General features: G+C 39.9%; 11 protein-coding genes. 2 read left to right on the top strand and 9 right to left on the bottom strand.

Annotated features, from left to right (window positions below; genetic code table 11):
- Window positions 1-22: 22 nt before the first annotated feature.
- From AC1DRQ_RS17820 to AC1DRQ_RS17795, 6 genes are all read right to left on the bottom strand, one after another.
- Complete coding sequence (locus AC1DRQ_RS17820; protein WP_477426007.1) at window positions 23-715, bottom strand: fasciclin domain-containing protein; 693 nt, start codon at window positions 713-715, stop codon at window positions 23-25.
- Between the two features lie 27 nt (window positions 716-742).
- Window positions 743-2,191 carry a RagB/SusD family nutrient uptake outer membrane protein gene (locus AC1DRQ_RS17815; RefSeq protein ID WP_477426005.1) on the bottom strand — a complete coding sequence of 483 codons (1,449 nt, stop codon included), beginning with the start codon at window positions 2,189-2,191 and terminating at the stop codon, window positions 743-745.
- Between the two features lie 11 nt (window positions 2,192-2,202).
- Window positions 2,203-5,541, bottom strand: coding sequence for a SusC/RagA family TonB-linked outer membrane protein (locus tag AC1DRQ_RS17810; protein WP_477426003.1), 3,339 nt, complete (start codon window positions 5,539-5,541; stop codon window positions 2,203-2,205).
- A gap of 221 nt (window positions 5,542-5,762) precedes the next feature.
- Window positions 5,763-6,836 (bottom strand): FecR family protein, encoded by a 1,074-nt coding sequence (locus AC1DRQ_RS17805; protein ID WP_477426001.1) that lies wholly within the window; start codon window positions 6,834-6,836, stop codon window positions 5,763-5,765.
- Window positions 6,837-6,896: 60 nt separating this feature from the next.
- A complete protein-coding gene (locus AC1DRQ_RS17800) occupies window positions 6,897-7,484 on the bottom strand; it encodes an RNA polymerase sigma-70 factor (protein ID WP_477425999.1) in 588 nt (195 codons plus the stop codon).
- 275 nt (window positions 7,485-7,759) lie between these two features.
- On the bottom strand, window positions 7,760-8,995 hold the full coding sequence (locus AC1DRQ_RS17795) for an acyltransferase family protein (protein WP_477425997.1): 1,236 nt from the start codon (window positions 8,993-8,995) through the stop codon (window positions 7,760-7,762).
- A 165-nt stretch (window positions 8,996-9,160) separates the two neighbouring features.
- On the opposite strand from AC1DRQ_RS17795, the gene AC1DRQ_RS17790 reads away from it, so the two are divergent.
- Entirely contained in the window at window positions 9,161-10,012 is an 852-nt protein-coding gene (locus AC1DRQ_RS17790; RefSeq protein WP_477425995.1) for a 3-keto-disaccharide hydrolase, read from the top strand.
- 21 nt (window positions 10,013-10,033) lie between these two features.
- On the opposite strand, the gene AC1DRQ_RS17785 is transcribed toward AC1DRQ_RS17790, so the two are convergent.
- Both AC1DRQ_RS17785 and AC1DRQ_RS17780 read right to left on the bottom strand, forming a co-directional pair.
- The gene (locus tag AC1DRQ_RS17785; RefSeq protein ID WP_477425994.1) at window positions 10,034-11,641 is read right to left on the bottom strand and encodes a Na+/H+ antiporter; all 1,608 of its coding nucleotides are present in this window, start codon (window positions 11,639-11,641) and stop codon (window positions 10,034-10,036) included.
- 150 nt (window positions 11,642-11,791) lie between these two features.
- Complete coding sequence (locus AC1DRQ_RS17780) at window positions 11,792-12,265, bottom strand: Dps family protein (protein ID WP_477425992.1); 474 nt, start codon at window positions 12,263-12,265, stop codon at window positions 11,792-11,794.
- Between the two features lie 420 nt (window positions 12,266-12,685).
- On the opposite strand from AC1DRQ_RS17780, the gene AC1DRQ_RS17775 reads away from it, so the two are divergent.
- Window positions 12,686-13,351, top strand: coding sequence for a carbonic anhydrase family protein (locus AC1DRQ_RS17775; protein WP_477425990.1), 666 nt, complete (start codon window positions 12,686-12,688; stop codon window positions 13,349-13,351).
- 112 nt (window positions 13,352-13,463) lie between these two features.
- On the opposite strand, the gene AC1DRQ_RS17770 is transcribed toward AC1DRQ_RS17775, so the two are convergent.
- Complete coding sequence (locus tag AC1DRQ_RS17770; protein WP_477425988.1) at window positions 13,464-14,111, bottom strand: response regulator; 648 nt, start codon at window positions 14,109-14,111, stop codon at window positions 13,464-13,466.
- Window positions 14,112-14,182 lie beyond the last annotated feature (71 nt).

Here is a 14,182-nt window from a genome sequence, read left to right as displayed (position 1 = left end):
CCGGGGTTAATTAAGATCAGTATTATTTAGTTTGATAAAAAAGCACCCTGTCAATTACCTGTATTGCCCCGTTTATGGCCAAAATATTACTTGTCCGTACACTTATGTAGCCTACAGAATTTGAGAAATCATTTAGCCGCATGGTAAAATTCTGATCGTCATTAACGCGCAGCGTCATCACCGAGGTGGGATTTAACGGATCATAATTTAATGGCTCAAGCGTAGTGGCAACCACATTGCTGGGTGTTAAATTATTAAATGAGTATGCGCCCTGTACAATTAAATACAACAGGTAGTTTTTTACCTGCTCTTTAGGGTAATCACTCCACTTTGTACCCGGCACCCCATTTACCAGGTATTTCCCCCAGTAACAATCAGCAGTAATAGTAGGCACTTTATTCACCACGGTTGTTCTGAAAATGGCATCGTTATGCAATAGTATAAATGTGCAATTGGTTTTAATATACAGATTGGTATCTATCCCTGAGTATTCAATAGCCTGCCGCATCAGTTTAAAAATGGTATCCTTACCTGCATAGTTGTAACTGCGGTCCTTAATATATTGCCAGGTGGTTTTATTAATATGCGGATCAAGCACATAGGGATGATAGTCAGCGTTTTCCTGTAATTTTAATCCAGCCACATTACAACCGGCCATGCTTATTAAAAAGCCTGCAAAAGCAAACCATAAACCTGCTTGTTTTATCTTTTTCATTTGATATTGTTTTAAAATGATATTGGATTAATAAGGTGGATTTTGAGTGAGTTTGGTGTTGGCGTTTAACACGTCTTGATCGATGGGCCAAAATATTTTTCTTGGATCACCAAAACCCGTAGGCGGAAACCCTTTTAACGTTTGTCTGGTCTTAATCGCTGGGTCCATTGTACTGATGATGATATTATTTCTCTGCAAATCAAACCAGCGTTTAGCTTCGCAGAACAACTCCAGTTGCCTTTCGCGTAAAATCCCGTTGGTATTAACAGGGCTGCCATAAAGCATAGCATCCGCATTGGCAAAATCGCTTGCCTGGTAGGCCGGCAAGCCTGCCCGGGTATGTACCATATTTAAGTAGAGCAACGCGTTGGTCAGGTCGCCGGTTCGGTTTAGAGCTTCGGCCCTTAACAGGTAAATATCAGCCAGGCGATAGAGTGGAAAATACAGATTTGCCTGCGGCGAGGTAGGATAAACCTGGTTTCCGTTCTTATCCAGGTTAGGCGCGTAATACTTTAATATTTTATCGTGATTATTTACTTTAAAATCAATGCTTTGCGGGCCCCGGATATCGGCGGTTGTTGTGGTATAGTATGTCCACAAGGGCGGGTCAACGGCAAAATCGCTGTTGGTATCGCCTGCGCCGATCTCCTGTGAGGTTTTATTGCCGCCATCAACCGTAAAATCCCAGTTTAAACTCCAGATGTTCTCTTTGGTACCTGTAGGGGCGATAAAATTGTTCTTCCAGTTGGTGGTAGATTCCAAACTATAACGGTTTAATTTGAACAGATTATCGCACCATACCAGGGCGTTGGTATAATCATGGTTATACATATAAACATCCATTAACATAGCTGCAATGCCGCCTGAGTTCAAATTCCATACAACCGCCGCCGTATGGTCAGACAAGTCATAAGCCTTAAGCAGATCAGGCAGAATAACATTTTTCACAATATCGGCGGCTGGTGTTACACCCTTATAAGGATCAGTACTCAAATTTTCATAAGGTTCTGTCCATACAGGTACATTTCCCCAAAGCCTTATCAGCCAGAAATAACAATATGCCCGTATTCCCAAAGCCTGGGCCTGCAGGTCCTTTGACAAAACAGGATCAATACCATCAATGGTAGGAATATATTTTATGGCAAAATTAGCCCTGCTTATCGTAGCATATATCAGCGTCCAATCGGCACCATTAGTGGTAGGCGTTAATACGTTTAGTGCCAGGGGCAGTGCATCATTATAGGTAGGGTGAAACGTAAGATTATCGCTCCGGCCATCGCCCCAATAAATATACTGACTGCTAAACATATCCTGAATACCATCATATATCCCGGCAATACCTGCCTTGGCATCATCAGATGTTTTCCAAAACTCACTGCTCGCTAACTGACTTTTAGGAGGTTGGTTCAGCAACTTTTTACAGCTAAACAATGAAATGGAGAGCATCAAAAAAGCAATGTTTAATATTTTTTTCATGACTAAATTCATTAGAAATTAACATTTATTCCAAAACCACATTCGCGCCTGCGCGGATAACGGCCATTATCATTACCCGGCGTTAAGGCCGAGCTTGAAGAAAATTCAGGGTCATACCAGGAATAGTTTGTCCAGGTGAGCAGGTTTGCTCCATACACATACGCCCCAATATTTTTCAGTTTAATGCGCGAGGCTATATTTGGCGGCAGGTTATAGGTAAACTTGGCATAACTAAGCCTGATGAACGAGGTGTTTTCAAGGAACCTGGTTTGTGTGCCCGGAAAATTCGCGGTTGAGTTTTTGCGGCCCATATAGGGTATATTGGTAATATCTCCCTGTTTTTTCCATGAATTATAAGTGGTGTTATTATCGGCAACAATGCCCGATGTTGCCAGGTTATTCAGTGTTTGCCTTGGACTATCATAGGCCTCGCCGCCCCAAAGGGTATTAAGTGTAAACGATAAACTAAATTGTTTATAAGTAAACGTGTTTATGATAGCGCCATAAAATGATGGCTGGGCATTACCTAATATCTGCCTGTCATTAGCATCTATTACACTGTCTTTTTTAACATTGTCAAATATCATATCGCCGCCTAACAGTAAAGCGCCACCTGCATACATATGGTGCACAGTGCCGGTATAGGTGCTCCCGTTAAGTACATAGCCTGATGCGGTTTTACCATCGGCAGAAACGCCCACCGGTGTTAACCTGTTCCAATTACCATCATAGGCATTTGAGGCATCGTACTGATAAACACCCAGGCCCTTGTAGCCGTAAAAATCGCCGATCTTTCCACCTTCCTGAACCAGGTAGGTAGCGCCTCCTGATGTGGCCAAAAATGGTTGATGATTGTAAAGGCTCTTGATTTTGTTGCGCTCAACAGATAAGGTGGCATTAATATTCCAGGTGAATTTTTTACTGACAACTGGTGTCGCGTTCACAGAAAACTCCAATCCCTTATTGGTAACATCGCCCACATTGACATATACCGAGGTAAAGCCCGACTCTACGGGGATATTGCGCTGATAAAGCAGGTTTTTAGTTACCTTTTGATAATAATCGGCAGTTATATTCAGGCGGGAATTAAAGAATTGCAAATCTAACCCCAGGCCTTTCTGAATATTACTTTCCCACTTTAATTGCGAGTTTCCGAACTGGTTGCTTAAAACCACCCCATTTACCGCATTGTAAAAGGACGATCCAAAAGTATAGATCAATAAATTGGAGTTAGCGGGGATGCGGTCGTTACCCACCTGCCCATAATTTACCCTCAGCTTGGCATCGCCCAGGAAGCTTTTTGACCAGCCCATGAATGATTCGTCTGAGAAACGCCAGGCGGCGGATGAACCATAAAAATTACCGAACTGGTTGGATGAACCAAATTTTGATGATCCGTCCCTGCGATAAACCAGGCTGAATATATACCGGCTTTTATAATTGTAACCTGCACGGGCATAAAATGATTCGCGGCTGGTTGATCCGGCATCGGTACCAGTATTGGTTTGATCAATAATTCCATACACATTTGAAGTGTATATAGTTTCATTGGCAGAGTTTGACCCGGCTATTTTAAAACTATTGTTCTGCGTTTTCTCGGCACTTACCCCTGCTACAGCAGATATGGAATGATTTTGGCCTAATGTTTTATTATAATTTAAAAATCCCTGGTAGGCCCAGTTGGTGTTAACAGCAAAACTTTCTCTCCCTGCATTAACCGTAGGGTTGGCGCTGCTCAGTAACTTGGGGTCAAAGAAAACATTGTGCGGTGTTGATAAACCAAAATCAAAGTTATTGGTTAAACGCAGGTCTTTATTAATGGTATACTCAATCTGGTTAAACAAATCACCGGTATACGTATTGGTAACGTTAACCTCCAGCAAAGCTACCGATAACTGGTTACGGCGGCCGCTAATGTAGCCCGTTAAGCTGCCATCGGGATAATATAAAGCCAAATTTGACGGCCGTTGAAATGCCTGGTTAATGGTGTTACCCTCGTTAATATTATTGTTGGTATTATACCCAAAGGATAAACGGTTACTGTATTTAAACCGTGGCGACACCTGATAATCCAGGTTAAAACGAGCCTGCAGTGTTTTTGAATAGCTGTTAATTATCAGTCCCTCATCATTAATATACCTTATGCTTGAGTAGTATTGTACACTTTTTTCGCCGCCGCTAACACCAAAATCAAGAATATCCTTCTTGGCCAATTGTGTAATTACACTCTGGTTATCATTATCTGAGTTAAAAACAACATTTAATGAGTCGTTTGTGGTGGTTGGCTTATCAGGGCTGTTACCATTGTATAAATTTCTTTCTACACGCAGATCTTTTGAATTTGGCTGCTCCAATTTATGAGCCATTACACCAAAAATCCGGGCATACTGCGCGTTAACAAGCGGCTTGCCGGCCTGACCCCGTTTAGTGGTAATTAATATAACACCATTAGCTGCCTGTGAACCATAAATAGCCGCCGAAGCAGCATCCTTTAATACCTCAATAGATTGGATATCATTAGGGTTTACATTATCTGCACTTTGGCTTAAAATACCATCAATTACAAACAAAGGCGAGTTACCCGCACTTGAAAAGGTAGATCCTCCGCGTATTTGGATAGAACCCGTTGCACCAGGTTCGCCAGAATCATTTACTACCAGCACACCTGATGCCTGTGACTGTAAAGCATCGATCAGGTTGATGGGGTGACGTTCTTCGATCTGTTTGGCGGTAACGGTTGATATGGCCCCGGTCAAATCACGCTTTACTACAGATTGACCATATCCGGTTACCACTACCTCGTTTAGATCAGTGGCTGATTCTTTGAGCGTTACATTGATGATTTTGCGGTCGCCAACTGTTACTTCGGATGAAACATACCCGATAAACGAGAATGTCAGCACAGCATAGTTATCCGGCACATTGATGGTGAATTTCCMGTCAGGATCCGTAATAACACCTGTTTGCGCACCCTTTACTCTTATACTTACGCCAGGTAACGGCAAGCCTTTATCATCCGTTACCCGCCCGGTAATGGGTACAACAGGCATCGCGGTAGTGATCAGAACAAGGTTGTTGCCATTCAGCTTATAGGTAAGGCCTGTTTTGGTCAGCAATATGTCCATAGCTTCGTTTATCGAGACATTATTCAGAGCCACATTACCAACATGCTTTTCATTTAAAGCATCATCGTTATAAACAAACCTGAAATTGCTTGTTTTTTCAATTTCTGTAAGCGCCTTTTTTATAGAAACACCATGGAGATTAATATTAATTTTATCCTGTGCATAGCCTTTTGAAAATACCTGAAATGAAGATATAATTATCAGGATTAAGGTACACTTTGTCATGAGTAATATTTTTAATAGGGATCGCAACCGCATATTACTTATGCGGCAAGCATTTTTTTTCATAATTTAGTATTTAGGTTACTTTAATTATTGGTTTAAGAAGACTCGTAGTTGTGGTACCAATTATTGCGGGGAATGCGACAACATTCTCCGCTTTTTGGTTTAAGGGCTTTATGGGTCAAATTTTATCATACGCATATTTTTAGGTTAAACATTATTGGTTAGTAAATAATTACCTTTCCGTTATCCATAAAAAAGTTAAAACTGCTGGTTGCCTTAAGTGCTTCAAGGGCAGTGTTTAATGACTCTTTTTCAAATTTTCCGCTAAATCTTTTCTCTTTTAACTGTGCATTTTTAAATGATATGGAAACAGCATACCACCTTTCCATTTTTTTTGCGACTTCATCAAAATATTCATTATCAAATACCAGTTTATTTTCAAGCCATTGCGCTTCTGATGGCAAAGAGTCATTTTTTGTTGTATGCAGGGCACTTAAGGTCATGAACACCTCATTTTTATTGTGATGTGATCCTTTTTTGTTGGGGATGGTTAATTTTTCAGACGGCTTTAATATGATCCGGTGATGGGGGTTCGAAGCTGTAGTTAATTCTATCCTTCCCCTGATCAGTGATGTTTCAGAAACGTTATCGTTTGCATAAGAGCGGACATTAAAAGCTGTACCCAACACTTTTATACGCATGGTGGCGGTATTTACAATAAATGGATGTTCAGCATCTTTCACAACATCAAAAAATGCTTCGCCGGTTAAGCGTATCTCCCTGCATTTATTGCCATAATTTGTTTTATAAAAAATTTCGCTGCCGGCATTAAGCCAAACCTTAGTACCATCGGGCAATATGATCTTGCTGATATTTCCCCGTGCGGCTGTAATTTGATAGGTTTTAACATTATAATTACCAGCGTGATTTTTCCAATAGATAAAAGACAACAAGCCCAAGACCAAACACGCCGCTGCTGTGAGTGCGGGGATGAATCTTTGCCTCATACTTTTAACAGGTGGGTCCGCCTCGTTCGCCGGGTCTTGAAAAGTATCGGTCCGGGTGTCATCAGTTTCGAGCTTGCTTTCGAGTTTGTCCCATTTTTGCTGAAGTTTATATGGAATAAAACGGGGTGGCTGATTGGGGTTTTGCCGCCACATGGCTTCTAATATTTGTATGGAATAAACATCGGCCCAGGGCTGCCTGAGCAACTGATGTAACTGACGAAGCTCTTCGGGAGTAGCCTCATTATTAAGTTTTTTTCCAACAAGTGTCCAAATAGTGTCCTGATCCATTTTGTTTGCTTCAGTAACAAGGACAGGGAAAAATGGAAACACCCCAGTGAAAAAATGAAATTAATTTGAGGATGCTTTTTTTATTGCTTTTTTATGGCGGTCTGGTGAGGCAGAAATTGCCGCAGCAATTGTTTTGAGCGCGTTATTCATATGGTATTCAACGGTTTTAACAGAGACATTTAATATTTCTGCTACCCTTCTGTATTTCAGACCATCTTCTTTAACAAGCTTAAATACTATTTTGCATTCTTCGGGCAATCGTTGTATGGTATAATTAATAATTTTCGCAAGCTCATCTGTGATCAATATATCCTCAACAGAACCATTAATATCCTTAAGCTCAAAACTAACTGATTCGATATCAACACAAGTTATGCGACTGGCCAAATTATAATTGATCGCTTTGTTTTTAACAGCTACATATAAATAAACCGTTAAATTGTTTACCTCCGTTAATTTGGCCCGGTTCGACCATATTTTCACAAATACATCGTCCACTATCTCCTCACCCACCTCTGTTGATTTCACAAAAGAGCAGGCTAATTTTAACAGCCTTTCGTAGTATAAAAAATAAATCTTTTTAAAGGATACCAGATCATTATCATGTGCAATTTTTAGCAACAGGTCTTTAATGTCAATATTTAACATCTTGTAATTAGGTTATGGTACGCGCATTTATAGTGGAGAAATGCTTATAATTAGTTACCATAAATTTAGGTGAGAAAAACAAGGCAGAATTAAACTATAATGTCTTATTACTAACTTGTTTTTACAATTTGTAAAATTGTCCTTATCGGAAAAATAACAATTTTCGAGCAATCCGCATTGCTTATGTTTTGGATTTGCGAATCAAGAGACCGAGATATCTCTGTACAATCTGTGAAAGAAATAATTTTATTTGGTCACTATTATTAACGTTGCTTTCAGATTTTTATAAAGATCTGTTTCCTGTATATCCAATACAAAATCAGCCATTCAAAAAATAATACTAACCCGCCGGTAATCAGCGTAGTATATTCAAGCCCGAATATTTGACCATAATTATGCCCTAAATGAATTAAAAGTGATTCGCTAATAAATTCCCGAATCCCTCCATCAGACAGACAATAAGCCACAATTGAATTTGCACCTATAACCATTAAAAAAAACGACCAACTTTTTTTGCCTGCCACATCAACAACCCAATAAAAGAAAGTAAGCAGCAAAAAGCAAATTCCTCCGCTAAAAACCATCCATGCAGGTGTCCAGATACGTTTTATTATAGGGTTTATGCCAGTTATATGCAATAAAACCCCAAACAGCATTAAACCAACTCCCTTAATTATGAAAAATTTGATTTTTTCGGCAGGAACCGAAGAAGAATTTAATTTGTTACCAGCAAACAGGCCCAAAATCATTGTTCCTAAAGTTGGAATAAAGCTTAACGTACTATACCCACCCTCATTGTTAAGAAAAGCACTTTCGCGGGGAAATAGATTCAAAAACCAACGGTCAAAAGCCCAGGCAAGATTGGTGTTTTTATTCCAATGCGCAGCAAAGCCGTGAAAATTATGCTCCCAGTTAGCCGTAACGCCTGCCGATGCATAATCAAATGTTGCCCCGGGAAGTGGATAAAGTGCAAAAGCTAACCAATAACCTACCGAAATCACAATTAAGGCAATAATCTGAACTCTTTGCGAATAAAATCCTAAAATTACCAGAAAGGTATAACCTAAACCAATTTGGGTAAGGGTATCTTCAAAAGTAAAATATGTTTGCTTAGCGTGTATAGAGCGTAAAAATATACCAAGAAAGATTAAAATGAGCGCCCGCTTAATTGTATGTTGTAATAAACTTACATGTGTTGCCCCTTTGTTTTTTCTACTTTCAATAGAAAATGGTAACACAACTCCAACTAAAAATGTAAAAGACGGCTGAATTAAGTCATGCAACCCAAACCATGTCCATGGCACATGGCTTTGATTAAATGATAAAATTTGCCAAAAAGTACTCTCAGGAAACGCTCTTGCTACTCTTGGGAAGGCAAGTACTTCGGCCATCATTAGTAACATTACAAAACCACGATATACATCAACCGAAGCTATTCTGCGAACAGGCATCGCTGGATTTATAATTTCGCCTGAAACCGCATGTTTAGTAGATACTGATGAGTTTTCCATATTTAAAGATCAAATCATATATGCGTTCCCGCGTTTCCGGTAATGAATTTTGTTATATAAATTGTACTATCTAATTAGATAGTGGGTAATGGTATTTAATCATTAAAAATAATTATTTACATTGTCCTTGTTATAACCTATTTATCATTAATCAACCTTCCCGATATGAAATCTGCTAAATTTATTCTGCCACTCCTTCTTTGCGCGGTAATTTTGGGCTTTACTACAAGCACAAAAAAGGGTCAATGGAAACAGCTGTTTAACGGCAGGGACTTAACAGGCTGGGATACCTATATCGGGCCCGATCTTGATAACAGTGGCAAACCCATTACCGATAAACCTATAGGCTTAAACAACGATCCAAGACACGTTTTTACGGTATCGAAAGAAGATGGAGAGCATGTTATTCGCATTTCGGGCGAAAACTGGGGTGCCATAATTACCAAAAATGAATACGAGAACTATCATCTCCAATTACAGTTTAAGTGGGGTGCTCTTTCGTGGGGACAAAAAAAGGGCAAACATAAAGATAGCGGCCTTTTGTACAATTCTGTAGGCAAGTATGGTGCTGATTATGGTGCATGGATGCGTTCGCAGGAGTTTCAGATTGAAGAAGGTAACTGTGGTGACTATTGGGGTTGCGCAGGAGGAATGGCAGATATTCCTGCAATTAAAAAGTCTGATACAGCAGCCTATGTTTACAGTGCACAGGGAACACTTACTGAATTTAGCCAGCAAAGTAAACAAGGCAGGCATTGCATTAAACAGGGCGATGGCGAAAATCAAACCGGCCAATGGAACACCTTAGACCTATATACGCATGGTGATACCAGTATACATGTTGTTAATGGCAAAGTAGTAATGATATTGTACCATAACAGGCAATTGGAAAATGGTAAGGTCATTCCGTTAACCAGGGGGAAAATTCAAATACAATCTGAAGGCTCAGAGGTATATTTTAAGCATATTCAGATTCAGCCAATTGAACGTTTACCTGCGGACCTGGTAAGCCGATAGCCTGCGAATCGCATATAAGGGCTATTCAATATCGTCTTCCAGCCTTTCCTCCTCCAGATCCAGACGCTTTTCAACAAGACGGATAATGTCATCATCGAATTCCTCCTTGTGGCGGAAAACACGAAGTTGTTTCCTTTCATGTTCAGTGACCTGCATCATGATCTTTTTGAAATGTTTGATCATGGACAAAGCTTTAGTCTTTTTTTCCTGATCATCACCAAGGCTCTTGTAAATATCAACCTTATAGGCCAGCAGTTCCATTCTATTTTTGAGCATGCCGTTTTCCTTCAGCTCTTTTGAATACTTTGAATTAAGTTCGGTAAGTGCAGCAGCGGATAAGTGTTGTTCTATCTCTAATAACTGCTGATCATCTTGCTTCCCACCGGGAAGGCGTTCAGGTTTTAAAATTCTGATTATCCACGGCAGGGCAAGGCCTTGTCCTACAAGGGTTACAATGATGACTATAAAAGTAATAAATAAGATAAGGTCGCGGAAGGGAAAAGGCTGTCCGCCGGGAAGCATAAGCGGAATCGCAAGCGCAGATGCCAGGGATACCACCCCACGCATACCTGCCCAACTGATGATCATTGGGTTTCTCCAGCCGGGGCGGCTTACAGCCACCGTAATATAACGGCTGATGAAGGTAGTAAAGATAGAAGAAAAATATCCGGCCAGCAATCTGGTCGCGATGATGAGAAAAGAGACAATTAAAGCGATTTCCAAAGCACGGGAAAGCGGCATGTTTTTTATACCTCCCATAATATCAGGAAGCTGTAATCCAATCAGAAAAAATATGACCGCGTTAAGTATAAAAATAATGGGCGACCATACGGCATTGAATTTAAGCCGGCTGCGATGGGAGAAAATAAAATGATTTTGATAAGAAATAAATAAGCCACCACTAACTACTGCCAGCACACCAGAGGAGTGGATACGTTCGGCAGTTAGGTAGATCAGATAGGGCAATACAAACGAAAGAGCTATATCCAGATTGGACGTGGTTGGCAGCCACTTATATAAGGCATAAAACACCAGGCCAAAAAATAGCCCAATCGCAATTCCGGAAAGGGAAACCAGAACAAAATTACCTACAGCGTTATACCACACAAAATTATTGGTAATGATTGCGGCAAGCGCAAAACGGAAAACTGTTAAGCTTGTTGCATCATTAAGGAGGCTTTCGCCTTCAAGTATCGATACGAGCGCTTTGGGTAACCGGACGTATTGCAGTACTGCCGTAGCCGCAGCAGCGTCAGGAGGAGAGATAATAGCGCCCAACAAAAAACCTTGTGATAGTGTAAAGCCAGGTATAAGCCAGGAGGAAGCAAATGCAACAACGGTTGAAGTAAGCAGCACATAACCCAAAGCCATTACGCTTACCATACGCCGCCATTTCCATAAAGCTTTCCATGATGTGTTTTGCGCTGCATCAAATAAAACAGGCGGAAGAATGATAAGGAACACCAAGTTCGGATCTATGTGAATACCTGGGATCCCCGGGATAAAGCCAAAGGCCAGTCCGGCTATTACAAGGAATATAGGATAAGCGATCGACAGCTTCCTGGCAATAAGTACCAGAAACGATACACTCATAATAAGGCCTAAACAAAGCAATAGATTTTCTTGCATAAACGCCATTATTTATAGTATCCAAGATAAGATTTTTAAACATTTAACCGCCTTTTCGTTTGCGAAAGAAAAATCGAGGTAGCTACTGATCTTAAAGCAACAAAAAAGGCCGCGAAATTCGCGGCCTTTTTTGTTGTATAACAAGCCTGGTTATTTTAAATGTGACCTGAGCATCCATGCCATTTTTTCGTGCGTTTCCATTAATCCTGTAACATAGTCGCTGGTACCAAGATCTTTCAATTCGTCTGCAAAATAGCTGATGTTCTCTCTCAAATGAATGATCAGGCTCTCATGATCACTTAATAGCTCAGCTATAAAACCTGTTCCATCATTATGCTCATGCAAGCGCTCCGAGATATGGGTTAACTCCAGAAAAGCTTTAAGCGTAGCCGGAGAAYAGTGCCCTAATGAGCGGATGCGTTCGGCCACGCTATCCATAATCTCATCCAGTTGTTCATACTGTGCTTCAAAAAATAAATGTTTACTGTGAAAATCTGCCCCTTCTACATTCCAATGCGCATTCCTGGTTTTGGTATAAAGTAAAAACTCATCTGCTAAAACTACGTTTAAAGCATGTGCAACTTTTGAAAGATTTTCTGGTGTAATTCCAATTCTTGGTTCCATTGTATTAAGATTAATAAGTTAAAAAAGGTGTTATTACTTCACTGGTAATTTTTCTGATAATTTGATTTTAGAGCCATCTAACAACCCTTAACCGGCTACTAAATGCCTTTAACTCGTGATAAGTGCTATTAAATGACAGGTAGTTGCAAAACGGCAAGCACCCTCCCCGTCATAAATTGCCTTAAACGTACTAAATTAAAGCTTAATTTACCTATCATTTCATTCTGCTGATACAATAAATATCAATCGCTGTTCTCCCCTAAACTGTATAATTTTTCACCGCTTTTGGTGAGATAATAATATTATCCAATGCATTTTCTTTGGGTAAGCATTATTAACACCTTGTTTATGTTAAAAATTAACCACCTTTCCTTTTATACAATTTCATTTTTTGTTTTGTTTTCATGCAATAACCCAAATTTGGTTAAGCCGAAAAACAGCTCACCAACGATTAATGATAAAGTGATGACCCCGGAGGAGCAAAAGCTGCTCACAGCCGATTCTGTAATTAAAATACTCAAAAATGGCAATGAGCATTTTTATGAGAATAAGCTTACCCTCAAAAATGATAGTTTAAGAATTCATTTAACTGCTTCCGGTCAATATCCTATGGCAGCTATACTATCATGTGCCGATTCAAGGGTGCCTGTTGAAGAAGTATTTGATAAAGGTATAGGCGATCTGTTTGTTACCCGTGTTGCCGGTAATGTAGCAGATGTGGATATTTTAGGGAGCCTGGAATATGCCTGCAGAGTTTCAGGTGTGAAGGTTATCATGGTGTTGGGCCATGAACATTGTGGCGCCATAAAAGCAGCCATTGACGGCGTAAAGACTGGTAACCTAACGCCTTTGATGGCCGAAATTGAACCCGCCGTAGACAGCGTAAAGATATCAGGAAAAAAAACATCAAAAAATGATTGGCTGGTACATGCTGTTGCTATAAAAAACATACAGCTAACCATAAAAAAGATTCTTGCTAACAGTGAATTACTTAAGAACCTGCAACAAAAGAATGCCATTAAAATTTTAGGGGGTATTTACAACCTTGACTCTGGCAGGATTACCTTTATTAATCCGGGAAATTAAATTACTGCAAAGCCTGTTATAGTCCAAATGCCCTTCCCATTTAACATACGCAAATAATAAGGGCATTCCAATAACTTTTTGCTTCATTGTAGTAATGAAGCGCGCTTTTACTTTAAACTATATGTTGATTAATAGCTTTTGCAACAACTTCTGTAAGAGAAGCCACATGTAATTTTTCATAAATCTTTTTGATATGGCTCCGTACGGTTTCATAACTGATATTTAATTCGTACCCTATCATTTTATAGCTCAGGCCATTTACAATAGCAGTCAGTACCTCTTTTTCGCGGGCGGTAAGGTTATACTCTTCTGTTGCCGGCTGACGTTTGGTCTGATAACCCTGTTGCAATATGTTTAGTACCCTGCGGGCAATAGAAGGGCTCATCGGTGAACCGCCCGTTTGCAGTTCTTTAATACCATCAATTAACGAACTGTTGATCTGATTTTTTAAGATATAACCAGATGCACCTGCACATATGGAATCAAAAACACGCTCGTCGTCTTCAAACACGGTTTGTATCAGAATTTGGATGTGCGGAAATTCCCTGGTTAAAAGCCTAACAGCTTCAATACCATTAACTCCGGGCATTTCAATATCCATCAAAACTACATCAGGTCTTGAGGTCAATACATTTTCCACACAGTGCTGTGCATCGCTAAACGTACCAACTACTTCAAATGCCGGATCGGTGTTTAATAACAGGATAATACTGTTACGTATGTTTTTATTATCGTCAAATATGGTTATTCGGATACTCATTTTCGTTGGTTTTTATAATGATTAAATGGTGATAATTTCATAATGTAAAGAGGTTTCTCACAGGATACTAA

Source organism: Mucilaginibacter sp. P4_E8 (genome assembly GCF_056401495.1).
The sequence above is the reverse complement of the archived record's forward strand: the minus strand, read 5'-3'. Positions and strand labels throughout refer to the sequence as shown.